The 25,831-nt window shown below is 66.2% G+C and carries 23 protein-coding genes; 19 read left to right on the top strand and 4 right to left on the bottom strand.

Translation table 11 applies throughout. The features are described 5' to 3' along the window. Positions 1-57: 57 nt before the first annotated feature. The 3 genes from SPMU_RS12895 to SPMU_RS12885 all read left to right on the top strand — a co-directional run bounded on the left by SPMU_RS12895 (position 58) and on the right by SPMU_RS12885 (position 3,512). The gene (locus SPMU_RS12895; protein ID WP_088334314.1) at positions 58-1,023 is read left to right on the top strand and encodes an alpha/beta fold hydrolase; all 966 of its coding nucleotides are present in this window, start codon (positions 58-60) and stop codon (positions 1,021-1,023) included. 163 nt (positions 1,024-1,186) lie between these two features. Beyond that, positions 1,187-2,509, top strand: a complete 1,323-nt coding sequence (locus SPMU_RS12890) for a lipopolysaccharide biosynthesis protein (protein ID WP_088334313.1) — start codon at positions 1,187-1,189, stop codon at positions 2,507-2,509. Then, the gene (locus tag SPMU_RS12885; RefSeq protein WP_088334312.1) at positions 2,499-3,512 is read left to right on the top strand and encodes a glycosyltransferase family 4 protein; all 1,014 of its coding nucleotides are present in this window, start codon (positions 2,499-2,501) and stop codon (positions 3,510-3,512) included. The genes SPMU_RS12890 and SPMU_RS12885 overlap by 11 nt, the downstream gene beginning before the upstream one ends. Here SPMU_RS12885 and SPMU_RS12880 read toward each other — a convergent pair. Then, entirely contained in the window at positions 3,509-4,972 is a 1,464-nt protein-coding gene (locus tag SPMU_RS12880; RefSeq protein ID WP_088334311.1) for a hypothetical protein, read from the bottom strand. The two genes, SPMU_RS12885 and SPMU_RS12880, sit on opposite strands and share 4 nt — an antisense overlap. Positions 4,973-5,109: 137 nt before the next feature. Here SPMU_RS12880 and SPMU_RS12875 point away from each other — a divergent pair, with 137 nt between their 5' ends. Genes SPMU_RS12875 through SPMU_RS12855 form a run of 5 tightly spaced genes read left to right on the top strand, consistent with a single transcriptional unit; the run spans position 5,110 to position 9,723 of the window. Further along, a complete protein-coding gene (locus SPMU_RS12875) occupies positions 5,110-5,688 on the top strand; it encodes a putative colanic acid biosynthesis acetyltransferase (RefSeq protein ID WP_088334310.1) in 579 nt (192 codons plus the stop codon). Beyond that, on the top strand, positions 5,688-6,641 hold the full coding sequence (locus tag SPMU_RS12870; protein WP_088334309.1) for a glycosyltransferase family 2 protein: 954 nt from the start codon (positions 5,688-5,690) through the stop codon (positions 6,639-6,641). The genes SPMU_RS12875 and SPMU_RS12870 overlap by 1 nt, the downstream gene beginning before the upstream one ends. Next, a complete protein-coding gene (locus SPMU_RS12865; RefSeq protein WP_088334308.1) occupies positions 6,638-7,807 on the top strand; it encodes a glycosyltransferase in 1,170 nt (389 codons plus the stop codon). The genes SPMU_RS12870 and SPMU_RS12865 overlap by 4 nt, the downstream gene beginning before the upstream one ends. 54 nt (positions 7,808-7,861) lie before the next feature. Next, positions 7,862-8,296: a hypothetical protein gene (locus SPMU_RS12860; protein WP_140418475.1), complete on the top strand. Its 435-nt coding sequence runs from the start codon at positions 7,862-7,864 to the stop codon at positions 8,294-8,296. Continuing rightward, positions 8,293-9,723, top strand: a complete 1,431-nt coding sequence (locus SPMU_RS12855; protein ID WP_088334306.1) for a GDSL-type esterase/lipase family protein — start codon at positions 8,293-8,295, stop codon at positions 9,721-9,723. Before SPMU_RS12860 ends, SPMU_RS12855 begins: the two co-directional genes overlap by 4 nt. Before the next feature lie 30 nt (positions 9,724-9,753). Here the strand turns inward: SPMU_RS12855 and SPMU_RS12850 are convergent, their stop codons facing one another. Then, the gene (locus tag SPMU_RS12850) at positions 9,754-10,296 is read right to left on the bottom strand and encodes a hypothetical protein (protein ID WP_088334305.1); all 543 of its coding nucleotides are present in this window, start codon (positions 10,294-10,296) and stop codon (positions 9,754-9,756) included. A 241-nt stretch (positions 10,297-10,537) separates the two neighbouring features. Between SPMU_RS12850 and SPMU_RS12845 the strand changes: the two genes are divergently transcribed. After that, positions 10,538-13,600, top strand: a complete 3,063-nt coding sequence (locus SPMU_RS12845) for a TonB-dependent receptor domain-containing protein (RefSeq protein ID WP_088334304.1) — start codon at positions 10,538-10,540, stop codon at positions 13,598-13,600. A gap of 160 nt (positions 13,601-13,760) precedes the next feature. Here the strand turns inward: SPMU_RS12845 and SPMU_RS12840 are convergent, their stop codons facing one another. Then, on the bottom strand, positions 13,761-14,771 hold the full coding sequence (locus tag SPMU_RS12840) for a hypothetical protein (protein ID WP_088334303.1): 1,011 nt from the start codon (positions 14,769-14,771) through the stop codon (positions 13,761-13,763). Between the two features lie 74 nt (positions 14,772-14,845). On the opposite strand from SPMU_RS12840, the gene SPMU_RS12835 reads away from it, so the two are divergent. The 3 genes from SPMU_RS12835 (at position 14,846) to SPMU_RS12830 (ending at position 16,601) form a co-directional block, all read left to right on the top strand. Continuing rightward, complete coding sequence (locus SPMU_RS12835) at positions 14,846-16,018, top strand: aspartyl/asparaginyl beta-hydroxylase domain-containing protein (protein ID WP_088334302.1); 1,173 nt, start codon at positions 14,846-14,848, stop codon at positions 16,016-16,018. Beyond that, complete coding sequence (locus SPMU_RS16725) at positions 15,987-16,286, top strand: hypothetical protein (RefSeq protein WP_140418474.1); 300 nt, start codon at positions 15,987-15,989, stop codon at positions 16,284-16,286. The genes SPMU_RS12835 and SPMU_RS16725 overlap by 32 nt, the downstream gene beginning before the upstream one ends. A gap of 81 nt (positions 16,287-16,367) precedes the next feature. Then, a complete protein-coding gene (locus SPMU_RS12830; RefSeq protein WP_088334301.1) occupies positions 16,368-16,601 on the top strand; it encodes a hypothetical protein in 234 nt (77 codons plus the stop codon). 30 nt (positions 16,602-16,631) lie between these two features. Here SPMU_RS12830 and SPMU_RS12825 read toward each other — a convergent pair whose 3' ends face one another. After that, on the bottom strand, positions 16,632-18,782 hold the full coding sequence (locus tag SPMU_RS12825) for an AsmA family protein (RefSeq protein ID WP_088334300.1): 2,151 nt from the start codon (positions 18,780-18,782) through the stop codon (positions 16,632-16,634). Positions 18,783-18,930: 148 nt separating this feature from the next. Here SPMU_RS12825 and rpmI point away from each other — a divergent pair, with 148 nt between their 5' ends. The 7 genes from rpmI (at position 18,931) to msrB (ending at position 25,781) form a co-directional block, all read left to right on the top strand. After that, the gene (gene rpmI / locus SPMU_RS12820) at positions 18,931-19,134 is read left to right on the top strand and encodes a 50S ribosomal protein L35 (RefSeq protein ID WP_046407959.1); all 204 of its coding nucleotides are present in this window, start codon (positions 18,931-18,933) and stop codon (positions 19,132-19,134) included. A gap of 17 nt (positions 19,135-19,151) precedes the next feature. Then, complete coding sequence (gene rplT, locus SPMU_RS12815; protein WP_088334299.1) at positions 19,152-19,523, top strand: 50S ribosomal protein L20; 372 nt, start codon at positions 19,152-19,154, stop codon at positions 19,521-19,523. Between the two features lie 300 nt (positions 19,524-19,823). After that, positions 19,824-20,930 carry a phenylalanine--tRNA ligase subunit alpha gene (gene pheS / locus SPMU_RS12810; RefSeq protein WP_088334413.1) on the top strand — a complete coding sequence of 369 codons (1,107 nt, stop codon included), beginning with the start codon at positions 19,824-19,826 and terminating at the stop codon, positions 20,928-20,930. A 218-nt stretch (positions 20,931-21,148) separates the two neighbouring features. Continuing rightward, positions 21,149-23,515, top strand: a complete 2,367-nt coding sequence (gene pheT, locus SPMU_RS12805) for a phenylalanine--tRNA ligase subunit beta (RefSeq protein WP_088334298.1) — start codon at positions 21,149-21,151, stop codon at positions 23,513-23,515. Between the two features lie 55 nt (positions 23,516-23,570). Beyond that, a complete protein-coding gene (locus SPMU_RS12800) occupies positions 23,571-24,446 on the top strand; it encodes an aldose 1-epimerase family protein (RefSeq protein ID WP_088334297.1) in 876 nt (291 codons plus the stop codon). After that, positions 24,443-25,327 carry an RsmD family RNA methyltransferase gene (locus tag SPMU_RS12795; RefSeq protein ID WP_088334296.1) on the top strand — a complete coding sequence of 295 codons (885 nt, stop codon included), beginning with the start codon at positions 24,443-24,445 and terminating at the stop codon, positions 25,325-25,327. The genes SPMU_RS12800 and SPMU_RS12795 overlap by 4 nt, the downstream gene beginning before the upstream one ends. 58 nt (positions 25,328-25,385) lie before the next feature. Then, positions 25,386-25,781, top strand: coding sequence for a peptide-methionine (R)-S-oxide reductase MsrB (gene msrB / locus SPMU_RS12790; protein ID WP_088334295.1), 396 nt, complete (start codon positions 25,386-25,388; stop codon positions 25,779-25,781). Positions 25,782-25,831: the final 50 nt, after the last annotated feature.

Genomic DNA, 25,831 nt, shown 5'->3' with positions numbered 1-25,831 from the left:
GGTGGTGACCCGTCATGTTTCGTTCGCGCGCAGCAACAAAATGTAGGAGACGAAGCGATGCCCGAGTTCCGGATGATCGATACGGGCCCCGTCCGCATCCGCACCGCGGTGGAAGGAACCGGTCCGCTGGTCCTGATGATCCATGGCTTCCCGGAAAGCTGGTATTCTTGGCGGCATCAGCTCGGCCCTGTCGCTGCTGCCGGCTTTACCGCGGCGGCGATCGACGTGCGCGGCTATGGCGGATCGGACAAGCCGAAGCTGGTCGAGGATTATGCGATGGAGCACCTCGTCGCGGATATCGTCGCCGTGGCCGATGCGCTTCAGCCTGGGCAGCCCGCAATCCTCGTCGGCCATGACTGGGGGGCGCCGCAGGTCTGGAACTCCGCGCTGACCCGCCCCGACCGGTTCCGCGCCGTCGCGGCCTTGTCCGTTCCCTATACCGGCGTCCCGACGCGCCCGTTCACCGAAACGTTCCGGCATGCCTTCACCAACAAAGGGCGCTTCTTTTACCAGGAATGGTTCCAGGAAGTCGGCCCGGCCGAAGAAGAAGCCGAACGCAACGTGCGCGATTTCCTGCGCAAATTCTATTATGCGATCTCGGGCGATGCGCCGCCCGGCACCTGGCCGACCAAAGCCGCTGGCGCCACGCTGCTGGAGGACATGATCGATCCCGATCCATTCCCGGCGTGGCTGAGCGCCGAGGACCTCGACTGTTATGTCGCGGAGTTCGAGGCGTCGGGCTTCCTCGGTCCGATCAGCCGCTATCGCAATCACGAGCGCGATTTCGCGTGGCTGCAATCCTTCCGTGACCAGCGCATCGAGCAGCCCGCTTTGTTCATCGGTGGGACGAAGGATCCTGCGACCACCGGCTTTGGCGCGCTCCCCGATCCGATCGGTGTCATGCGCCCGCATGTTCCGCTGGTGGAGGGCCATTTGCTCGACGGTTGCGGCCATTGGACGCAGCAGGAGAGGCCGGAGGAGGTCAACGAGCGGCTGATCGCGTGGCTGAAGCGGCTGGACTGAGTCTTCACCAACAGGAGCCACAGTAGACTCCCGCCATCGGCATGCGTTTCGTCGGTTCCCCGGTCCCGTGCCGTTGTTCCAAAGACTTGCCCGCACAATGCAGCTTGCTCCGCCGATCCAAAGGTCGCAGCTAGCGGCAGGGGTATTAGGGGGAGCGAACGGCATGGCGACCGGGCGGGGACTGATGGGCCGGTCGCTTGATCGCGGCATAACGCTGCGTCTCGGGCGCACCCTGTCGGCGCAGGCCTATGGACAGGTCGTCACGGTCGCCGTGCAGATCGCATTGGTGCCGCTGCTGCTCCACGCCTGGGGCACGCGAACCTATGGTGCATGGCTGCTGCTGTCGGCCGTGCCATTCTACCTGACGTTCAGTGACTTCGGCTTCACCTATGTGGCCAAGAACGCGATGGTGATGGCTGTCTCGGCGCACCGGCGGGATGAGGCCCTGCGCATCTTCCACAGCATCTTTGCGCTGTTATGCGTTGCCGCACCGCTGCTGCTGCTGGGCAGTGGGGCCGTCATCTTCCTCGCCGATGTGCCGCGCTGGCTCGGGCTCGATGCGATTCCCCGCGCCGTGGCGCGCACCGTCTTGCTGCTCCTGGTGACGAACGTCCTTCTATACCAATTCTTTCTCCTGGTCTGCGCCGGGATCCGATCCGAGAACCGGCCCGCCAGCGAGGCAATGTGGGCGGCTAGCGCCAGGCTGCTCGAGGGCATTGCCGTTGCCGGCACCGCCTTGGCCGGAGGCGGCCTGGTCGCCGCCGCCGCCGCGATCGTGGCGGCGCGGCTGCTTTCGCTCCTTGCCGCTTATCGCTGGCTGCGGGGGGTATCGCACTGGCTGCGGCTGGGAATGAGCCATGCGGATCGCGCGACCTTGGCGGCGCTCTGGCGACCGGCGCTCGCCTATATGCTCTTGCCCATGGCGCAAGCGATGCTGATCCAGGCGCCCGTCCTGATCGTTGGCGGGGTGATGGGCGCGGTGGCGACCGTGATCTTCTCGACCACGCGCACGGTAGCGCGGGCCGGCATGGCGGCGATCAACATGATCAACAACAGCGTGACGAGCGAATATGCCGCGCTCGCCGGCAGCGGCGATCATCAGCAAGCCGCGCGGCTCCTGCGGGTGCAGGCTGGCGCGACCCTGATCCTCACAGGCCTATACGCGCTGGCCGTGCTCCTCGCCACGCCAGTGGTGTTGCCGCTGTTGACCCACGGCGCGGTTCAGCCGGCTTATCCGTTCCTCCCGTTGCTCGTCGGTGCGGTGGCGGCGGAGATGCTTTGGTCGGCCCTGTTCACGCCCGTGGCGGCGGTGAACAGGCATGGGCGGATCACGATGATCTTCCTGGTCGTGTCCGCCGTGACGCTTGCTGCCGCTGGCCCGCTTACCCAGGGGTTCGGGCTCAGCGGAATCGCTGCCGCATTGCTGGTGGCGCACGCCGCGATGATCCCGGCGATCATCGTCACGGGGCGTCATCGTGCGCGATAACGCCCTCTATCCGGCCATCCTGTTCATCGGGCTTTCCGCAAAAGGGCATGGCGGCATCCAGCGGTTCAATCGTCGCGTAATCGATTCGCTGGCAATTCTCGGCAGGCGCACGGCAGTGGCCATGCGGGCGGATGATCCGCGCGCCCGATTCGCCGCGACGACATTGGCCGCGCTGGTGCGAGCCGAGGTGGTCCTGATCGGGCATATCAACCTGCTGCCGCTGGCGCTGCTGATCCGTCTGGTGCGGCCCCGTGTGCGCGTCGTCCTCTTCGCCCATGGGATCGAAGTATGGGGTGATTCGGCCTACCGCCCTGCGCGTCGATGGGAGCGCGCCTTGCTCCGTCTGGCCGTGAACCGGGTGGCCGTTGTCAGCCGATTTTCGATGAAGAGAATGGCCGCCGCATTCGGCTTGGACGAAGCCAAGTTCGTCCTCTTCCCCAATGCTGTCGACCTGCTCGAACCGCCCGCGCAAGAGTCGGGAGATCTGATCCTAGCCGTCGCGCGTCTGGGTGCGGGCGAGCGCGAGAAGCATGTCGACAAGCTCGTTCGCGCCTTGCCGTTCTTGTCCGGCGCCCGGCTGATGGTCATCGGTGATGGCCCGTTGCGACAAGAGTTGCGCGATCTTGCCGCGAGTCTCGGCGTGGGGGAGCGGGTGGAGCTGCCGGGCGCGGTGGACGAAGCGGCGCTGGCGCGCGCTTATGCCCAGGCGCGTGTATTCGCGCTGCCGTCCTCCAAGGAGGGGTTTGGCATCGTCTATCTGGAGGCATGGGCGCGCGGGCTGCCGGTGATCGGATCGCGCTTTGGCGGGGCCGGGGAGGTGATCACCGACGGTGTGGACGGATTCACGGTCGATCCGGAGGACGGGCGCGCCCTCGTCGCGGCATTTGGCCAGCTTCTGCGCGATCCCGCGCTGGCAAGCCGTATGGGCGCGACTGGTCGCCGGAAAGTCGAGGAGCTCTACTCAGGCGCTGCCTTCACGCGGAATCTGGCTGCGCTGCTCTAGAGCGGCATGCCGTTGATCGGGATTACCCGCACGGGTCGGGGGCGCCGCACGCTGCCGATCAGCAGCAGCGCAGTCGCCACCAGCAGAAGGAAAGGAAAGCTGCGACAAAAGAAGGAGAGCGTCGTGCTGACCTCCTTCTCCGCGAGGAACGTGGTGGCGCTGAGTAGGAACGCGCCCCACACATTTCCCGCCAGCCGCCCGCCCAGGAGATCCAGCGCCAGAAACGACAGGCTGGTTGCGAGCATCGGCAGCAGCAGCACGCCAGCCAGGCCAAAGGCCGCAAGGCTGCTTGCGATCAGCCCCACGACGGGCCGGGCAATCGAGCCGTTCGTCCGAAAGCCATAATGCCAGGCGATCCGATCCGGCGCATTGGCCAGGGTCTTGTCGATCAGGAATCCCGGCAGCAGCGTCTCCGCCGGATCGCGCCACAGGTCCGCGCCGCCCATCGTCCCATATTCATCGAGGCCGCGGGCGACCAGGTCGATCGGCTGGATCATGGTGAAGCGCTCGGTGTTCCAGGCGAGCGGGAAGATATAGCTGTCGCGCCACGCCAATTGGTGCCCCGTGGCGATGCGATCGGCTTCTGCCGTAAGGCGAACGGGATCAAAGCCCGCATCGCGCATCACCTGCCATGTGGCACCGATCCGGGCGGTGCTGCGCACGTCGGCCATGGTGCGAACGATCTGGACCGCAGGCATCACCAGCGCCAGCAAGAATGCGGCGCTCACCACGGCGGGAATGACCCAGCGCAGGCGAACGCGCGCCCCATGCACCAGGAAGACGAGCGCGATCACGAACAGGCAGTCGAACAACGTCCGCTTCGTATTGTCGGCCAATGTGAGCGCCAGGACGATCAGCATCATGATGCCCAGAACGAGACGATGACGCCGTTCGCGCGGGTGCCCCGCGACAAGCGCCGCCTGCATGGCCGTGCCAAGCGGCAGTAGAGGGTAGAAGGTGCCGAAACCGCCAAAACCGCCAGGCTCGAACCCGCCCTGCACGGCAATCGGGCGAAACTGGGTTTGTAGAAACAGGAACACGGCCCCCGCCAAGAACGTCGGCACGGCGAAACGGACGAGATTGGGCGCGTGGCTCGTCATCGCGCGCAACTGTTCCGCCGCGCGCGAAGATCCGCGAACGGCATGGCTCAAGACGTAGCCGAGGGTGATCGAGCAGAAGCCGAGGAGCAGATAACCCGCGGAAAGATCCGGTACGTCCAGATTGGTGTGAACCGGCTGCCCCGCCAGTGTCTTCACCAACAATGCGCCCGAGCCGAAATAAACCGTCATGATCGCGTAAAGCGCGTCCGACACGCGCCAATTGTGGCGGGTGAGCGGAACCAGGGCGGCGGCGGCGATGAATAGAAGAACGCTCAGAACCCAGAGGCTGGCACCAAGAAACAGCTGCGCACAGGCCAGAAGCACCAAGGCGAGCAGATAGGGCCAGCCAAGCGATCCCATCGGCGAACGCGCCCCCCCCCCGTTTTTCCCCAGTCCCGACGTACCGGCACAATGGCTGCCCGTCGATACACTGCGTTGCGGGGCTGTCGCGGATCGCCTAGCCTTGTGATCGGGGGAGAAAACAATGTCAGCGTGCGATGTTGCAGCCGCTTGATGGGCGGGCCACCCGCGCGTGGGAGGGCGGGCCGAGCTTTGCGCTCAGTAATCGACTGTATCGCCTGGTGTGGGGCGTCACCTGGCTGCTCCTCGCGCGCTGGACCCCGCCCCAGCTGCGCGGATGGCGTCGCTTGCTGCTGCGGCTGTTCGGCGCACGGGTGGCGCGAACCGCGAATGTGTATGGCAGCGTCCGGGTCTGGTCTCCGGCCAACCTCGTCATCGGGGATCACGCCGCGATCGGGCCCGGCGCGCTCCTTTATTCCATGGGGCGCATCACGATTGGGCCGCATGCAATCATCTCGCAGCGCGCGCATCTGTGCGCCGGCACCCATGATATCGAGGACGCGGCGTTCCAGCTTCACGCCCGGCCGATCACCATCGGTGCCCGCGCGTGGGTTGCCGCGGAGGCGTTCGTGGGCCCTGGGGTAAGCCTGGGCGAGGGCGCCGTGCTGGGCGCCCGCGGCTGCGCCATGCGCGATCTTGCGCCCTGGACGGTCTATGGTGGCAACCCGGCGGCGATCCTGCGCGAACGCCGCATTCGCTTCGATGAGGCGGCGTGATGCGCGGCGCCCCGCTGCCAGAAGCGTCGCAACCAGCGGAGAAGCCGGACCTCACGGCTGTGATCCTCACCTTCAACGAAGCGCATCACATCAGCCGCGCCATCGCCAGCGTGCGGGACGTCGCGCGCGAAGTGCTGGTGGTCGATAGCTTTTCCACCGATAACACCGTCGCCATGGCCGAGGCAGCCGGCGCGCGGATATTGCAACGTTCCTTCACCAGCCACGCCGCCCAGCTGCAATGGGCGCTCGACCACGGCGGCATCACCACCGGCTGGACGCTGCGGCTTGATGCCGATGAACTGATTGAGCCGGATCTGGCGCGTGCGATTGCGCAGACTTTGCCGAGGCTGGACGCGGACGTCACCGGGATCACCCTGAACCGCAAGCATATCTTCATGGGCCGCTGGATCCGTCACGGCGGGCGCTACCCGCTCTGGCTGCTGCGCCTTTGGCGAACCGGTGCCGGCCGGGTGGAGCAGCGGTGGATGGACGAGCATGTCGTCGTGGATCGTGGCAGGACGATCAGGCTTGTTGGCGGCTTCGCCGATGCCAATGGCGGCGACCTGACCTTCTTCACCGCCAAGCACAACGGCTATGCCACGCGGGAAGCGATCGAGGTGCTCGCCGCACGCCATGCGCTATTCAATGCAACGCCCGCCGCGCTGACGGGCCAGGCAAGACGCAAGCGGATCATCAAGACCAGGATTTACGATCACCTGCCGCTATGGGCAGGCCCGGCCGGCTACTTCCTGTACCGATACGTCTGCCAACGCGGCTTTCTCGATGGGCGGGCGGGCCTGATCTACCATCTGCTCCAGGGCTTCTGGTACCGCTTCCTCGTCGCCGCCAAGGTCGCCGAGTGGGAGGGTGAGCTGGCGGCCTGCCGATCACGCGAAGAGCGTCTGGCGCGCCTCGCCGCGCTTAGCGGTTTGCCGATCGCGCCGCCGGCATGACTCGCATTCTTCGCATCATCACGAGCGCTGACCCGCGCACCGGTGGCCCGATCGAGGGCGCCCGCAGGGTAGGGGAGATCTGGGCCAACCAGGGGCATCGGCAGGACATGCTGACCCTTGATCCGCCAGGCGAGCGGCACCTTGCCGACTATCCAGGTACGATCACCGCGCTTGGGCCGCCGCGCGGGCTGGGGCCACTGGATCGGTATCGCTACGCGCGCGAGATGATCCCATGGCTGCGGGCTCACGCGGGCAACTATGACGCGGTGATCGTCTCCGGCCTGTGGCGTTACGCGGCGCGCGGGGCCGCGCAGGCATTGGCAGGCAAGGCGCCTCCCTATTTCGTGTTTCCGCACGGCATGCTCGATCCCTGGTTTCGCCGTGCGGCGCCGCTCAAGCATGTCGCCAAGCAGGCGAGCTGGTGGTGGGCGGAGGGGCCGTTGCTGGCCGGCGCGCGCGCCGTGCTCTTCACCAGCGAGGAGGAGCGCCGGCGGGCCGAAGGCGCATTCCGGCCATATCGGCTCCGCAGTGCGGTGGTGAATTACGGCACCGCCGACCTGAGGAGCGACGGCGGCGACATCGAGGCGTTTCGCCAAGCCGTGCCGGCGCTGGGCGACCGCCCGTTCCTGCTGTTCCTCGGCAGGATACACCCGAAGAAAGGCTGCGACTTGCTGGTCCAGGCCTTTGCCGCGGTGGCGGCTCGCGACCCGTCGCTTGATCTGGTGATCGCCGGCCCCGACGACGTGGGTCTGGTCGCCGGTCTGCGCAGCGCCGCGCAGCGTGCCGGCTTAGCGGCCCGCATCCATTTCCCCGGCATGCTCACCGGCACTTCGAAATCGGGCGCGCTGCGCGCCGCCAGCGCCTTTGTGCTGCCGTCACACCAAGAAAATTTCGGGATCGCCGTGGCGGAGGCGCTAGCCGCAGGCACGCCGGTGCTCATCAGCGATCAGGTCGCGATCTGGCGCGAGGTGGCGGCAGATGGCGCTGGCCTGGTCGCGCCCGACACACTGCTCGGGACGATCGATCTGCTGACGCGCTTCCTCGATTGCGACCCCGAGCAGCGGCTCGCCATGCGCCGCGCCGCGCGCGCCTGTTTCACCGCCCGCTTCCACATCGATCGCGCAGCCGACAGCCTGCGCCTGCTGATCGAGCGCGAGATCGCCTGACCGGGCTGTCCTACATCCTGCCGCCCCTGTAGAACATACAAGGAACAAACAGGAGTGACGATAGTGGCGGAAGTGGAAGTACCAGCGGGATATGTGCCGCAATATGCGATGGCGTTCGGGGCGGTGGACGCGCCGGCGGTGGCGGTTCACGACGATAATCCCTTGCCGGTCCGCGCTGTGCGGAAACCGGCGGCATCGATCCCGCTTACCGGAACATTGGCGGCCAGCGGCTTGGCCGGCCCCTTCGTTCCCGAACTCGAGCGGTCGATCCGGCTCACGCTGACGGGCGACTGGTCGGGCACGGTAGAGCTGCTCCGCTCGGCGGATGGCGCTGCGACCGCCCTTCCATTGACGGCGGGCGGCGCGCGCTGGGGCCGGTTCACCGCGAACGCCAATGAAGTCGTGGCAGATGAAGGCGAGGCGGGCGCACGCTATTACCTCTCGGCAACGCTGTTTGGTGGCACGCTGGCCTATCGGGTGGCGCAATGAGCGGCGCGGATCTTCTGGCGCGCGGCATGGCCGCACGCACCCGTGACGCCATTGCTGCCATCGGGCGGCACGATCGCCTGCTACGCGCGGCTGAAGCCGCTGCCGGCCGAAACCCTGTCGTCCGTCGCCCTTGGCTTGCCGCGCCGGCTTATGCGCCTGGCACTGCTTATGTTGTCGGGCAGGTGGTGGCACATGGCGGCAGTTGGTACATGTGCGGCCTTGCGGGCACGGCACCGGCGACCGGCAGCGGGCCGACCACAACGGCCAGCGGGCAATATGTCGCCGATGGCAGTAGTTCGCTTTACTGGACGTTCCTCGGCGGCGTCCGGGCTGCCGACCCGGCGGATGGCGCGCCGGTGGTCACCACCGCCACAAGCAACCCTGCGCTTGGTGCGACCTGGGCGCCGATCACCCATCCCGGCGCCTATGCCGTGCGCGGCGGCGCCGCATCACCGCTGCGCACCAATTTCTGGTCACTGGCGAGCTTCGAAGCGAAGGCAGGCATGCCGATGTGCGCGGGCGCGTCCGTTTCGTTCGCCTGCGATGGCGACAAGGTGGCGCTATTCATTCCCGCCGGCTCGGCGCAGGTCCGGGTGATCGTCGATGGTCGTTATCTGATGCCGGGTAGCCACGTGGCAGGAGGGCAGGACCACTGGCTGGTGATCGACTGGTCGGCAAGCACCGGCCGCCGTTTGCGCCATTACGAGCTCGAAACCGGGAAAAGCGCGTCCTATTTCGGCGGCGTTCAAACAAGCGCGTCCGCGATCGTGAGCGCAGCTGGCGGCGGCGCCCCCCGCATGGTCGTGATCGGTGATAGCTACAACGCCGGCTCGAGCTACGGCCCCTGGCTTGCGGGCGGATCGATCGCACAGCTGCTCGCCAAACGGCTCGGCTGGCGCGACTGCTGGAACCTCTCGGTCGGGGGAACCGGCTATTGCAATCCCTCGGCATCGGGGTTCGTGACGTACGGGCAGCGCGTGCCGCACGCGCTGTCGCTCTCTCCCGACGTGATGCTGCTGATGGGCTCGACCAATGACGTCAGCTATGCGCCCGCCGCGGTGCAGGCCGCCACACTGGCGGCGCTCCGCACCATTCGCGCCGGTACGCCGGCGCCGGTGGTCGTGGTGGGCGTGCCGTCGATCAACCTGGCGGGCGCCGGGGCGACCGAGGCGGCCATTGCCGCAGCGGTGGCGCAGCATGGCGATCCGCTCACCTTCTTTGTGCCGATCTGTGGCGCGGCGCCGCCCTGGGTGCTGGGCGGCTGGAACAATGCCGCCGGCGTGCCCGCGGGAAGCGCGAACGCCGGCTTCTACGTCGCGGCTGATAACGTCCACCCGCCGGAAATCGGCTTCGACTATTACGCGCAGCGGATCGAGCAGGCGATCCGCTCCGCCGTGTTGCCAACCCTCTCGGCAGCACCGAACTAGGCGAGCGCGCGTGCGCTCGCCTAGTTCGGGTCAGCGCACGCGCATGCCGCGCACGCTGCGGCCACCGACGTTGATGAAGTAATTGCCGATCGCGCCCTTACGGATGCGGATCTTGTCGCCCGCCTTTGGCGGAAAGGTCATCGACTCGGTGGTCTGCCACACGGCATCGTCTTCGCCAGTGAGCCGGATCTCGACCCGCCCGTTCTGCACCTGGCGCGCCGAAGCCACGGTGGTGTTGATCTCGGTGAACTCCTGTTTCTTCGCTTCCTCATCGCCCTCGTTGAACAGCCCCAAGCGCGGAAGCTGAAAGCCGAACAGCGAGCGCCGGGTACGCTGCACGTCCTCCCTGTCCAGGATGCGGACCTCCTTCGACTGAACAGCTTGCTCCAGCGCCGCCGCTGCCTTGTCGAAGCACGCAAGCCGCTGATCGGCCACCGTGATCGCCCGGCATTGCGAGAAGGACTGAAGCACTCGGCTGCCCGCGCGGTCCTGCGCCTGCGCACTGGCAGCGCCGGCCGCGCCCATCATCGCCACCGCGGCGGTGCTCGCCGCCAATCGCCGCAACTGCGCCATTTATTGTCTCCCTAAACCAGCCCCAGCGATAGAGAGTGTCGCGAACGCGAACAAGGCAGACAGGAAAGTGTTGCCTTCCTGTTACACTCCCGCCGCAATGTTGCAGTTGCGTGGGGTGGAGATTGCAGGCTGGTGAATTGCTGATTAGCCCAATGCAATATGTGGGTCGGTCTCGGGTCGATCGCACATTAGGGCAAGCCGATAAACCGGGGTCAACCGGGGCATCAAAAGGGAAACACACATGCGCACAACTTTTCGCTCGCGCTTGTTGACGACGACGCTGTTCGTCGGCGCCGTCATGGCCGCCGGCTCGGCGTCCGCTCAGCAGGTCGACTCGACCGTCACCCCGGGTGCACCCGCACCGGGCGTCGTCACCCAGGAAGGTGCTGACACGTCCGAAACGTCGACCGGCGACATCGTCGTCACCGGTACGCTGATCAAGAACCCGAACCTCGTTCAGGCGACCCCGGTGAAGGTCGTCGGCGCCGACGAAATTGACTTGCGTCAGTCGAACACGGCCGAAGGCCTGCTGCGCGAACTGCCGGGCATCACCCCGTCGATTGGTTCGGCTGTGAACAACGGCAACGGCGGTGCGTCGTTCGCCAACCTCCGCAACCTTGGTTCGAACCGCAACGTTGTCCTGCTCGACGGCGTTCGCCTGGTGCCGGCCGAACTGAACGGCCGCTTCGACCTTAACAACATCCCGCTCGCGCTCGTTGACCGCGTCGACGTGCTGACCGGTGGTGCTTCGACCACCTACGGCGCGGACGCGGTTTCGGGCGTGATCAACTTCATCACCCGCCGTGACTTCGCCGGCCTGGAAGCCAATGCCTCGCAGCAGATCAGCGAGCGCGGCGATGCCAACGTCTTCCGCGTCGACCTGACGATCGGTGCGAACTTCGATGATGGCCGCGGCAATGCCGTGTTCAGCATCGGCTACCAGGAAGCAGACCCTCTCTATCAGGGCGATCGCGACTTTGGTGTTCTCGCGCTCAGCTCCGCAACCGGCGGCGGCGGCGGTTCGGGCACGGCGGTTCCGTCGCGCTTCTCGCTGCCAGGTCAGGGCACGCGTCAGGTCAATGCAACCGGTACCGCTTTTGTCCCCGGGAATGCGTTCACGGCGTTCAACTTCAACCCGTTCAACGTTTATCAGACGCCGTTTGAGCGCTTCAACATCTACGGTGCCGCAAATTATCAAGTCAGCGACGACGTTGAAGTCTACACACGTGGCATCTTCTCGAAGAACACCGTTGAGACCATCATCGCACCGTCAGGCTCCTTTGGCTTCGCCGTTGGTATTCCACTCAACAACCCGTTCCTGACCGACGGTCTGCGCAACACGTTCTGCGGCGCGAACAACATCTCGGCGGCGGATTGCGCTGCCGCTGCGAATCCCGCGCTCACGCCGGGCGCCGCTGGGTACCGGACGGTCACCAGTGCGCTGTTCCGTCGTGCGACTGAGGTGGGGCCCCGCGTCAGCGAATATACGACCCAGTTCTTCGATTATCGTCTTGGTGCCCGCGGTGCGATCACGGAAACGATCGACTGGGATGTCTTCGGTTCGTACGGCGAATCCGAAAACCTGCAGGCTATCCAGGGCTACACCCTGAATACCCGCGTCCGTGACAGCTTCCTGGCGAATAACGTTAGCAGCTGCTTCGCAGGCACGGCCGCTGGCTGCGTCCCGATCAACTGGTTCGGCCCGGAAAACAACGCGACATGGACTCCTGCCGCGATTGACTTCCTCAACGAGACCTCAACGGTTCTCACCCGCACCACGCTCGCGCAGGCTCGCGGCACGATCAGCGGTGACTTTGGCGTATCGAGCCCGATCTCCGAAAACCCGATTTCGTTCGCTGTTGGCGGCGAGTACCGGAAGTATGGTGCCTCGCGGCGCTCCGACACGCTCGCTTCCGGTGGCGACCTGGGCGGCGCAGGTGGCCCGCAGCCGAACGTCGACGGCAGCTATGACGTATACGAAGCCATCGGCGAACTGATCGTTCCGCTGATCCAGAACCGTCCGTTCTTCCAGGATCTGACGGTTGAGGGTGGCATCCGCTATTCCAGCTACACGATCGATGCAGCCGGCGATCCGGGCTTCAACACCACCACCTGGAAGGTGGCCGGTAGCTGGACACCGGTGAACGGGCTGAAGTTCCGCGGTAACTATGCACGCGCGGTGCGCGCCCCGAACATTGCCGAGTTGTTCTCGCCGGTGGTCACGGGCCTCACCAATCTGCAGGACGATCCCTGCGCGACCTTCAACGACAATGGCGCACGTATCCGTCCGAACCCGACCGGCAACCTGCGGGCAGTCTGTCTTGCACAGGGCGCTACTGCCGCGACCATTGACTCGATCGCGCAGCCGATTTCGGGTCAGGCCAACTCCACCGGCGGCGGCAACCTGTTGCTTCAGCCGGAAGTGGGCACGAGCTGGATCGCCGGTGTCGTCTTCCAGCCGACCTTCGTGCCGCGTCTGTCGATCTCTGTCGACTACTTCAACATCAAGGTTAAAGGCGCGATCACGCAGCCCACGCCGGGCGACGCGATCACTTCTTGCTTTGGTGCGAATGCAGGCAGCCCGCCTGCGGGTGCGGCCACTGACCCGAACTGCACGGTGATCCGTCGTGATCCGCTCACCGGCGGTCTGAACGGTGATCCGAACACCACGCCTGGTCTGTTCCTGACGCAGTCGAACCTCGGCATGCTGAAGACTAGTGGCGTCGACGTCACGGCGAACTATGCGCACGACATTGGCTTTGCGAAGCTCAGCCTCGCGGGCACGCTGACGTGGACCGACGAATCAAAGTTCCAAGCCGTGCCCGGCAGCTACGTCCGCGATTGCGTCGGCTACTATTCGGCGAACTGCGGTCAGCCGATTCCTGAGTGGCAGTGGACGGTGCGCGGCACCGCGACGATCGAGGGCGTGGACGTGTCGCTGCTGTGGCGCCACATCGGAGGCACCCGGTATGAAGGCGCGGCCGACGACTTCGCCGCTCGTGGCTTCACCACCGCGTCACGTGCCATCTTCCAAGGTACGCTGCCGGCAACGGCAGGCGTGCTGGCGGGTGAGCAGGTCAACTTCAACCGCGTCGGCGCGAAGGACTATTTCGACCTGACCAGCCGCATCAACGTGTCGGAGAACCTGACGTTCACCGTTGGTATCCAGAACCTGTTCGACATCGAGCCGCCGCTGGTCGGTGGTGAGGCTGGTTCGACCACGTTCAACAGCGGTAATACCTTCCCGTCGACCTACGACACGATCGGTCGCCGTTACGTGATGGCCGCGAAGATCCGCTTCTAAGCGCGCGCTTCACAACCAGAGAAAAGGGCGGGCTTTGTGCCCGCCCTTTTTTTGTTCGCGGCATACCGGCAGCGGCTTTGTTGACGCGTTCAATAACGGTGCGCAGGCGCTCGCCGCCTTTGATCATTATTCCGCGTAGCCGTGGCGCGCGCGCATCCCGTCAGGGCAGCAGCGGCGCCTTCAGCACCATGTCGACGTTCGCGCGCTCCGCGATCACTGCGGCCCAGGCCACCACCTTTTCGATCTCGTCGCCGTGCGCCGCAAACGCGGCCGCTTGCTCGCTTGCTCGATCGGCTGGAGAAAACGGCGTGCCTGATTTGCTGTGACGCGTCATGGCGAGATGCTCGTCAGCGACCGTCGCGGCTAGGCCGAACCATGCTCCCGCCGCGCCGATGGCGCCCGCCGGATCTGCCATCAGCTGCTCGGAATCCATCGTTCGAACCCGATCGGGGAAGTGCTCCACCAGCAGCGCGAACTGCCGGTGCTGGGCAAGCCAGCCCACGGCGGCGACTTGCAGATCGCTCATCCGGAAAAAGTCGTTCGGCTCGAAGCCAAGATCCACGAGCCCGTCGCGCAGCAGCCCTTCGAGCAGCTCGCGCACCCACAATCGGCACCAGAGCCCCTTGCGCGCGACCGAGGCCAGAAAGGTGCCGAGCGGTGCGTGGAGCAGCACGGCCCGCGCATTCGGGCGCAGCGCCAGCATTGGCCGCTGCAGCCCGCACAGGATGTTCGATGGCTTGACGATCACGCTTTCGCCCGGCCCCCAGCGCCGCGCCAGGAGCGTCATTGAATGATCCAGCAGGCGCGCGAGGTCGGCGCCCTGGCGCTCTCCCCGCCGACGGATACCGGTTACATCGTTGAGGAGCACCGGCTCTGAAAGCCCCATGGCCGCCCCCGGCAGATCCAGCGCACGCACCAGCAGGGTGGAGGCGCAAAAGGCGGAATGGAAGATGAAGTGAAGCGGTGCGCCATGCGTCGCCGCCGCTGCAATGCCTGCTTCCCGATCCAGCACCTGGCTCGGCTGCTCGCCCACCAGCTCGTCGGTGAGGAACGGCCCGTCCTGATGCATGGCCCGCGGCACGAAGCGATACAGCAGCTGATCGCGTCCGGGCTCGTAGCGGTGCGCCAGCCACTGCGGATCGGCCGGGTCGAAAGTGTTGCCGGAATACATGAGTTGGTCTTAGCCGCTATTCGCGGGTGCGGCATAGTCTTCCCAATGTTCGGGTCGCGTCATAGGAAGATGTCATGTCGCTGACCTCTCAAGAAGCTAATGCCCGTGGTCTTGCCGCGCTGCGTGACGGTGATCTCGCGCTGGCGCAGCAATGGTTCGCAGAGGCGGTGGCGCTCGATCCGGCGGCGGGCAGCCTATGGCGCAATCTTGCGCATGCGCGCCGGCTGGCCGGCGACGCGGCGGGCGAGCGCGCGGCGCTCGAAGGCGCACTGGGTGTTGATGCGCGCGATCTGCCCGCGCTGGTGCGGCTAGCCCAATGGTTCGAGCGCGCGGGCGATCGGCGCGAGGCGATGCTGCGCTGGTCCGGCGTGATCCAGCTTGGGGAGCAGGTCACCAATCCAAGCGAGGAGCTGAGCCACCTGCTCGCGCACGCGCGTGATTATTGCGCGGTCCAGGGGGCGGCGCTGGCCACGCCGATCCGCCAGGCGCTGGAGCCGCGTTACGACGCGTTCGGGCAGGCCAGCCGCCGGCGCGCGCAGGCGTTCATCGAACACTCGCTTGGCAACCGCCGCATCTATCCCAATGTTTGCGCGGGACTTCATTATCCGTTCCTTCCCGCCGACGAGTTCTTTGATGATCATCACTTCACGTGGTTTGATCAATTGGCGGCCGAGACTGCGGCAATACGCGGCGAGCTGGAGGCGCTGATCGCCGATCCGGGTGAAGAGCTGATCCCTTATGTCCGCATGGAAAAGGGCGTGTCGGGCAGCCAGTGGGATCCGCTCAACCACAATCTCGATTGGGGCGCGTGCTTCCTGTGGGAATATGGCCGACCCAATACGCCGGTGCTGGAGCGATGCCCCAGGACTGCCGCGGCCTTGGCGCGATTGCCTGGTGCGCGCATTCCGGGGCGGGCGCCAAGCGCGTTCTTCTCCATGCTGAAGCCGCATACGCGCATCCCGCCGCATACCGGCGTCACGAACACGCGCGCGATCGTGCATCTGCCGCTGATCGTGCCGCCGGGCTGCGGTTTCCGCGTCGGCGGGGAAAGGCGCGAATGGATTCTTGGCAAGCCCTTCGCCTTTGACGATACCATCGAGCATGAAGCATGGAATGACAGCGATCAGTTACGCGCCGTGCTCATTTTCGACGTGTGGAATCCGCATCTATCCAGCGAAGAACAGTCTATTGTCGCTGAATATTGCGGCATGGTAGATGATCTATCCGGTTCTCCTCAACAGGGGTGAACATAACGGACCGAATGGGGGACGAGAAATGTCGGGAATTTCTGTTGCGCTGGCTATCTTGCTTCAAACGTCGGCAGCGCCGACTCCTGCTGCCGCATCGACGGGTAATGATGGGTTGATCTGCCGCCGGATCGAAGTGACGGGTTACGTCGCGCGCAGGGAAAAGGTCTGCAAGACGAAGCTCGAATGGCGCAATGCTGACGAAAACGGCAATAGCCGTGCGCGCGCCATCGTGGATTTCAGCACGGGGCGCCCCACCGGTCAGTAACGATTGTTCGTCGGCGAGTCGGGCGCGGCCAGAAAGATGGCGCTCGCCCGTGCTCCGGCAGCCGAATAGGGGTACGCGCATTTGATCCCGTTCTCGGGGCTGACGCTCCAAGTGGCGGCGGCGGCGGCGGGCGCATCGCCGCTCCCCGCTGCCGAGCGGATTTGCCGCAAGATCGAGATTACGGGCTCGTTGGTGCGCAAGGAGCGCGTCTGCAAGACAAAGGCGGAATGGCGCCGGGTGGAAGAACAGGGCAATCGTCAGGGCCGTGCCATCCTAGAGCAGAGCGCCGGCCGCCCCTTGGTCGACATCATGTAGTTCGTGACATGATGTAATCGGCCGCCTGGATCAAAAAATCCCCAGGAACTTCTTGCGCTGTTCCTTGCCGGGCTTGTCCTTGCCCTTTTCGTCCTTCGCCGTCGTGCCGCTGCCCACGTCGTCGCGCTTCTCGCCCTTGCTGGTGCGTTGCGCCGCGGCGCTGGCGCCCGACAGCACCGGGCCGCAGGCCGCCGACTTCGCATCACCAATGTCCACGAACGCCAGGATGCCGGCCACCGGCGTCGCCGCCACGGCAAGCCCGAGGCCAATGCCGGCACGGCCGATCAGCTGCGGGCTGATCACGTCGATCGACGGCGCGGCGAAATGGCCGCCGACGCCGACCGGCGACTGGCCGGAGAATAGGCTGAACTTCTTGGCGTCGGCGCGGATCGCGAGGTCGAGCGCCTCCGTGCGGAAGCTGAAGCCGCCGCGCCCCAGGATCACGTTCTTCTTCGTGTCGATAAGGATCGGGTCAGCCGCCGCGATGCCGCCGCGCACCGAGAAGGCGACGAGGCCGCAGTTGATTTCGACCGGCTTCTTGAGCTTGCCAGCGAACATCTTCTGCACAAAGGTGCCGATATCGAGCTCGGCGAGCTGAACGTTGCGCGTCCACAGCGTGCCCTGCGGCATGATGAAGGCGATCCGCCCGCTCGACGTCGCCAGCGAATCGGCAATCGAATCGCCGCGACCGCTCAGCTGCACACGCCCCTTGATCGTGCCCGTCGTGCCCGAGTCCTCGACGCCCCACCCCGCGAAGAGTCGCCCCATCGGCGTTGGCGCGAGGCGAAGGTCGTATTTGACTGCGCTCGGCCGCTGTCGCGTGTCGAAGACGATATCGGTGGAGACATTGCCGCGCGCCATGGCGAAGCTGAACGGTGAAAGCGCCAGGCGGCCGCGATCGAGATCGAGCGTCAGCTCCATGTTCGAGATCGGCACGCGGCGCGACTTCACCTGATCCACCGTCCAGACGAGATCGGCGTCAAAGGTGCGCATCCGCTCCACGGGCAGGTCGTCGTCGGGCAGGAGCCGCTGTGGTCCCCGGCCCGTCGCCGCCGCCGCGGCCACCGCACCCTGCTTTTCCACGATGTCGGGATTGTAGCCGACCAGCACGGAGGCATCGACGATATCGAGGCTGCGCGTACGGATCGCCGAATCGAGGTGCAGCCGCTCCCCGTTGGTAACGGTCAGCCGCCCCGCAACGTCGCTTTCGCCCACGGTGCCGGCGATGTTGGTGAAGCGATAGACCTCGCCATCCTTCACCATCCGGCCCTTCAGCGCATAGCGCCGCGTCTCAGGCAGCACGACGCCGATGATGCCCAGCAGTTCGGACAAGTCACGGCCGCGCGCCCGCGTCTGCAACGGCACCTTCTCGATCTCGGCGAGCGAGGGAAGGGTGCCCGACACGTCGACCACATTGTTCGCCGCCCAGGCGCGCGCCGTCAGCTTGTTCTCGCCGCGGTTCACCGTCGCGTCGGGCGACAGCAATTGCGCGGCGACCCGGAACGGCGTGTCGCGGATGCGGCCAGTGCCGGCGACGCGCACCGACTTCCCGATCTGCGCATCTTGCGACCGGATATCCTCGATCCCGAGGTCTGCGAGCAGCCGCATGCGGGGATCGAGATAGCGCACCGTCGTGCCCCGCACCGTCGCGACATCGATGCGCGGAAACTCCAGCGGCTTGCCGCCCTTCTTCTCGCTGAACGTCCAGGTGTTGGTGCTGTGTTCGGCGTTCCATTCGAGGTCCGCGGCGCCGTTCTGCAGATCGAGCCAATAGAGCCGCCGCTTGCCGAACAGCAGTGACAAGGGGGCGAAGCGGGTGTCGATCCGGTCGGCGCGGAACAGATACGGGCGCGTCGCCCAGGCCGGGTTCGCGATGGTGAAGCGCTCGGCATAGAATTTGATGCGGAGCGGCGCGAAATAGAGCTGGAAGTCGCCGCCGACGCGCACCTCGCGGTTGGTCATCCGGCCGACGATCGATTCGAACGGCCCCTTCAGGAACCGTCCCTTGGTGATGAACAGCACCAGCCAGATCAGCGCCGGCACCGCAAGGATGGCGATGATCGTGTTGCGGATGAACCGCCGCCGCCGCGCCTGTGCGGAATCGGGCGCTGATTGCGGCGCCGGGTCCGGTGCCCGGGTGGCGGCCGCGGGCTGATCGTTACGCTCACTCGCCTGGTCCATCCCGGCGAATCGTTCGGCCGGCGTATTGGTTGCATTTGCCGCCGCCCGCCGCTATGCGCCCCGCTTCTTCCAAGCGAGGTGTAAAGAATCGCCCGGCCATCAGGGCTGCCGCGGCGGTTCCAGTCTCGCTCGAACTGAAAGGACCAAAATGCCCAAGCTCAAGACCAAGAGCGGCGTCAAGAAGCGCTTCAAGCTCACCGCTTCCGGCCTGCTCAAGCACGGCGTTGCCGGCAAGCGCCACCGCCTCATCAGCCACAACAGCAAGTACATCCGCCAGAACCGCGGCACCAAGGTGCTGTCGAAGGCCGACACCGCCACGGTGAAGGCCTGGGCGCCGTACGGCCTGCGTTGAGCGAGAGGAACTAGCACATGGCACGCATCAAGCGGGGCGTAACCACACGCGCCAAGCACAAGAACATTCTGGAACAGGCCAAGGGTTACCGCGGTCGCCGGAAGAACACGATCCGCGTCGCGCGGCAGGCGGTCGAAAAGGCCGGCCAGTATGCGTATCGCGACCGCAAGGTGAAGAAGCGCACCTTCCGCGGCCTGTGGATCCAGCGCATCAACGCCGGCGTCCGCGCCGAGGGCCTGACGTACAGCCAGTTCATGCACGGCCTGAAGCTCGCCAACATCGACCTGGACCGCAAGGTCCTCGCCGACATCGCGATGCACGAAGGCGAAGCGTTTACCGCGCTGATCGCTCAGGTGAAGAACGCGCTGCCGGCCGCAGCGACCGCCTGATCTAGCACAAGCTAGATCAGGATTTCGCCAGGCCGGGCAGCGGAGCCGCGACGCGGTTCCGTCTGACGGGCTGGCGAGTTCGAACCTGAAGCGACACAAAAGGCGTGGGTGGCAACACCCGCGCCTTTTGCGTGTCCGGCGAAACCGCCGTCTTCGCCGCGCAACCGTCATGCCGGGCTTGTCCCGGCATCCAGGGTGCCGCAGGAGCGAAAAGCGTGGGATGCGCAGCACGGTGAATCCCGGAACAAGCCCGGGACGACGAAGACTGGTCGGGTGCAAATGACGACGGAACGGGAAAGCATGACCGAGACTGACGACCTGAAGATTCACCTCCTCACCGCGATCGAGGCCGCGGCGGGGCTGGAGGCGCTGGAAACGGTGCGTGTGGAGGCGCTAGGCAAGCAGGGCTGCGTCACCGCGCTGCTGAAATCCATGGGTGGACTCAGCCCCGAGGAGCGCCAGGTCCAGGGCCCGGCGATCCACGGCCTGCGTGAGGCCGTCACCAATGCCATCGCCAGCCGCAAGGCCGCGCTCGAAGCCGCGGCGCTCGAGGCGAAGCTCGCCGCCGAGCGGATCGACATGACGCTGCCGGTCGATGCGCCGCTCGCGGGCACGATCCACCCGGTCAGCCAGGTGATGGACGAACTGGCGGAAATCTTCGCCGATCTCGGCTTTGCGGTCGCCACCGGCCCGGAGATGGAGACCGACTGGCACAATTTCACCGCGCTCAACATTCCGGAAACGCATCCGGCGCGCGCGATGCATGATACGTTTTACCTCGCCGGCGATCACGTGCCCGAGGATCGCGAGCGGCCCCGCCTGCTGCGCACGCACACGTCGCCGGTGCAAATTCGCACCATGCTGGCGAACAAGCCGCCGATCCGCATCATCGCACCCGGCCGCACCTATCGCAGCGACAGCGACGCCACGCACACGCCGATGTTCCACCAGGTCGAAGGGCTGGTGATCGACAAGGGCATCACGATGGGCCACCTCAAGTGGACCCTCGAAACGTTCCTCAAGGCCTTCTTCGAGCGCGACGACATCGTGCTGCGTTTGCGCCCCAGCTACTTCCCCTTCACCGAACCCTCGGCGGAGGTCGACGTCGGCTACACGCTGCAAAAGGGCAAGCGCGTGATCGGCGGCGGCGGTGACGTGCCCAACGGCGGCTGGATGGAAGTGCTGGGCAGCGGCATGGTCCACCCCAAGGTGATCGCCGCCTGCGGGCTCGATCCAGACGAATGGCAGGGCTTCGCCTTTGGGTGCGGCATCGATCGCCTCGCCATGCTGAAATACGGCATGGACGATCTGCGCGCCTTCTTCGACGGCGATATCCGCTGGCTCAAGCACTATGGCTTCTCCGCCCTCGACGTCCCGACCTTGTCGGGCGGCGTCGGCACGGCGTGATCGGCACGCTGAGGCTTGAACCGCGACGGCGCCTTACTTCACCACGTCATCCCGGACTTGATCCGGGATCCATGGTTCCGCGCACACCGACCTCGATGCGTTCGCGGCGCGATGGACCCCGGATCAAGTCCGGGGTGACGGCGTGACCTTGGCGACCACACGACCTACGATAGCTCACAAGACCCCCACTTCGGCCGGGGCGACGGATTGAGAAACCCATGAAATTCACCCTTTCCTGGCTCAAGGAACACCTCGCGACCGACGCGTCGCTCGACGACATTCTCGTCGGCCTCACCCGCATCGGGCTCGAGGTCGAGGGGGTCGAGAACCCCGGCGAGAAGCTCGCCGCCTTCCGCATCGCCAAGGTGCTGACGGCCGAGCGCCACCCGCAGGCTGACAAACTCCAGGTGCTGTCGGTCGATGCCGGCGCCGATGTGAACGGAGGGGGCCCGCTGCAGGTCGTCTGCGGCGCGCCCAACGCCCGTGCGGGCCTCGTCGGCGTGTTCGGCATGCCCGGCGCGACCGTCCCGGCCAACGGCATGGTGCTGAAGGTCGCGGCGATCCGCGGCGTCGAATCGAACGGCATGATGTGCTCGACCCGCGAGCTGGAGCTGGGCGACGATCATGACGGCATCATCGAACTGCCCGTCGATGCGCCGGTCGGCGCCACCTATGCCGAATGGGCGGGCCTCAACGATCCCGTCATCGACGTGTCGATCACCCCCAATCGGCAGGATTGCATGGGCGTGCGCGGCATCGCCCGCGATCTCGCCGCCGCGGGCCTTGGCACGCTGAAGCCGCTGACGGTGGAGCCGGTTGCGGGCGAAGGCCCCGGCCCCGACGTGCGCACCGACGACCCCGCCGGCTGCCCGGCTTTCTTCGCGCAGGGCGTGAACGGCGTCAGCAACGGCGCGGCGCCCGAATGGCTCGCCAAGCGTCTGCGCGCGATCGGTCAGAAGCCGATTTCGGCGCTGGTCGACATCACCAATTACATCACCGTCGATCTCGGCCGCCCGCTGCACGTCTATGACAAGGCGAAGCTGTCGGGCGGCCTCGTCGCGCGCAAGGCGAAGGCGGGTGAAACGGTCCTTGCGCTCAACGGCAAGACCTACACGCTCGATGAGACGATGACGGTCATCGCCGATGACGCCCATGTCCACGACATCGGCGGCATCATGGGCGGCGAGGAATCTGGCGTATCCGACACGACCAACGACGTCGTCATCGAATGCGCCTATTTCGATCCCGAGCATATCGCCCGCACCGGCCAGAAGCTGATGCTGACGAGCGATGCGCGCCAGCGGTTCGAACGCGGCGTCGATCCGGCGTTTCTCGACGATGGCCTCGCGATTGCAACGCGCCTCGTGCTCGACCTGTGCGGTGGTCAGCCGACCGGAATCACCCGCGCCGGTGAGCCGCCGCTGGGCACGCGCAGCTATGCCTATGATCCGGCCCGCGCCGAAACGCTCGGCGGCCTCGCCGTCGCGCCGGAGCGGCAGCGCGCGATCCTCCTGTCGCTCGGCTTCACCGTCAGCGACGATTGGCAGGTGATCCCGCCGACGTGGCGCCGCGATATCGACGGCACTGCCGATCTGGTCGAGGAAGTGATCCGCATCGAGGGGATCGACAATATCCCCTCGGTTCCGCTGCCGCGCGCGCCGGGTGTCGCCACGCCCACCGCCACGCCGGAGCAGAAGCTGGAACGCCGCGTCCGCCGCGCCGCCGCCGCGCGCGGCCTCGACGAAGCGGTGACGTGGAGCTTCATCTCGGAAGGCGAGGCCGCGCCGTTCGGTGGCGGTGCCTTCACGCTCGCCAATCCGATCAGCGAGGACCTGAAGGTCATGCGCCCGTCGCTGCTGCCGGGGCTGCTCTCCGCCGCCGCGCGCAACGTGCGGCGCGGTGCCGGCACGATCCGCCTGTTCGAGATCGGCCGCCGCTATCTCGCCGACAAGGAGCGCCCGACGCTCAGCCTCGTCCTCGCCGGTGAGCGCCGTGTGCGCGGCTGGCAGTCGGGCAAGGCGCAAGGCTTCGACGCGTTTGACGCCAAGGCAGAGGCGCTGGCACTGCTCGCCGCCGCCGGCGCGCCGGTCGATAACCTGCAGGTGTTCGGGGAAGCGGGCGAGGCTTGGCATCCCGGTCAGTCGGGCACGCTGCGGCTGGGGCCAAAGACGGTGCTCGCCGCCTTCGGCATCCTCCACCCCAATGTCACCCGCGCGTTCGATCTCAACGCCGGCGTCGCTGCGGTGGAGCTGTACCTCGATGCGATTCCCGCCAAACGTTCCGCCGTTTTCATGCGCCCGGCCTATACGCCGCCCGCGCTCCAGGCCGTCCGCCGCGACTTCGCCTTCCTGGTGCCCGACGGCGTTGCCGCCGACGCGCTGGCGCGCGCGGTGAAGGGCGCGGACAAGGCCGCGATCGTCTCAGCCCGCGTGTTCGACGTCTTCACCAAGGACGGCGAAACCTCGATGGCGGTCGAGGTCGTGCTCCAACCGGGCGACAAGGCGTTCGTCGAAGCCGAGTTGAAGGCGATCGCCGACAAGGTCGTCGCCGCCGCCGGCAAGCTGGGCGCGACGCTCCGGGGGTAACGCAAACTCGTCGTCCCCGCGTGCGCGGGGATCACGGAATGGCTTAGGATCGAGCATGACCGACTGGATCACCATCGCGAACGATCACCTCACGGCGGCGATCAACCCGCTCGGCGCGGAGCTCTCCTCGCTGAAGGACGCCGCCGGCCGCGAGTTGATGACCGATGCCGACCCTGCCTTCTGGACCGGCCGCGCGCCCTTGCTCTTCCCGGTCGTCGGCAAGCCAGCGGGCGAAGTGATCCGCATCCACGGCCGGGAGTATCCGATGAAGCAGCACGGCTTCGCCCGCCGCCTGCCGTTCACGCTGATCGACCACGGCCCCACGCACGCCACCTTCCGATTGCAGGACAGCGATGCAACGCGCGTCCATTATCCCTTCGCGTTCACGCTCGACGCGACCTTCCGGTTGGACGGCGCGACGCTCAAAACCGAAATCGAGATCACCAATCCGAATGTAAACGAAATGCCTGCGAGTTTCGGTTTTCATCCCGCTTTCGCTTGGCCGCTGCCCGGCGGCGCAAAAAGAGGCCAGCACAATATCACATTCGGCCAAGATGAGCCGGATGGCATCCGACCCATCGCCGATGACGGAACGATCAAGGCCGGTTCGCTCCCGTCCCCATTGGACGGCCGCACGCTTCACCTCGCCGACGAACTATTCGCGCACGACGCCCTGGTGTGGGACAATGTCCGCTCGTCCAGCGTCACGTACGGCGCCCCCGGTGGTCCCCATCTGCAAATCGACTTCCCCGACACCCCGATGCTCGGCATCTGGACCAAGCCCGGCGCCCGCTACATCTGCGTCGAGCCGTGGCACGGTATCGCCGATCCGGAGGGCTATGCCGATGAATTTGCAGACAAACCCGGCGTCTTCCTGGTCCCGCCCGGCGGTTCCAAGTCCATCAACATGGCGGTAACGCTCCTCCCATGAAACTCGACACGCTTATTGGTGAACCCTGGGGCGACTATGGCCTCGTCGATTGCGGCCATGGTCGCAAGCTGGAGCGCTACGGCGACTATCGGTTCATTCGCCCCGAGCCGCAGGCGCTCTGGGCGCCGGCCGATAACGATTGGAAATCGCACGGAGAATTTATCCCCGGCAGCGATGAGGATGGCGGCGGCCAGTGGCATTACAGCCGCCCGGTGCCGCGCGATGGCTGGCCGCTCGCCTGGGGCGTCGGCCCTGGCGCCGTGCGCTTCACCGCGCAGAACACGCCCTTCCGCCACCTCGGCTTCTTCCCCGACATGGCGCCGGTCTGGTCCTGGCTGCGCGAGCGGCTGGACGGGGTTCCCGAGCCTGAGGCGTTGAATTTGTTCGGTTATACCGGCGTCGGCACGCTCGCGCTGTCGGCGGCGGGGTCCAAGATGGTCCATGTCGACGCGTCCAAGAAGTCAGTCGAGGCGGCACGCGCCAACGCCCGCCTCTCGGCCATGGCCGACCGCCCGATCCGCTGGATCGTCGAGGATGCGGCCAAGTTCGTCGCGCGAGAGGTGCGCCGCGGCCGCCGCTATGACGCGATCCTGCTCGATCCACCCAAATACGGCCGCGGCCCGGATGGCGAGATCTGGCGGCTGGAGGAGCATCTCCCCGGCCTGATCGCCGATTGCCGCCAGCTGCTCGACGGCAATTCCCGCGCGCTGTTCCTCACCGTCTACGCCGTGCGCATGTCCGCGCTCGCGATTGGGGAGATGCTGCGCCAGGCGTTCGCCGACCTGCCCGGCACCGTGGAATGCGGCGAGCTTGGCGTGCGCGAGGAAGCGCGCGGCCTCGTGCTTCCCACCGCCATCTGGGCGCGCTGGTCCAACGACTGACTTGCGCTGCCTTCTCCGCGAACCCAGATGCAGGGCCAATCACGGAGATCAGTCGCCCATGGATCAGTTGAATCTGTCGGAAGCCGAGTGGAAAGAACGGCTTACGCCCGAACAATATCATGTGCTGCGCGAGGCGGGCACCGAACGGGCGTTCGCCGGCAAGTACAATGATTACAAGGCGGACGGCATCTATCATTGCGCCGCCTGCGCGCTGGAATTGTTCGACAGCGCCGACAAGTACGACTCCGGCTCGGGCTGGCCCAGCTTCACCCAGCCGCTCTCGCCCGAGGTCGTGACGGATCACCGAGACATCAGCCACGGCATGGTGCGGACCGAATCGCGCTGCGGCCGGTGTGACAGCCATCTCGGCCACGTCTTCCCCGATGGTCCGCCGCCGACTGGCCTGCGTTATTGCATGAACTCGGTCAGCCTGGACTTTCAGCCACGCGGCTGAGCGATCGCACGCGCCGTTCCGTCCGTGGTCGGCGCGGCGCATCGTCCATC

This window comes from Sphingomonas mucosissima (assembly GCF_002197665.1).
In the GTDB taxonomy this organism is placed as follows: Bacteria; Pseudomonadota; Alphaproteobacteria; order Sphingomonadales; family Sphingomonadaceae; genus Sphingomonas; species Sphingomonas mucosissima.
The sequence above is the reverse complement of the archived record's forward strand: the minus strand, read 5'-3'. Positions and strand labels throughout refer to the sequence as shown.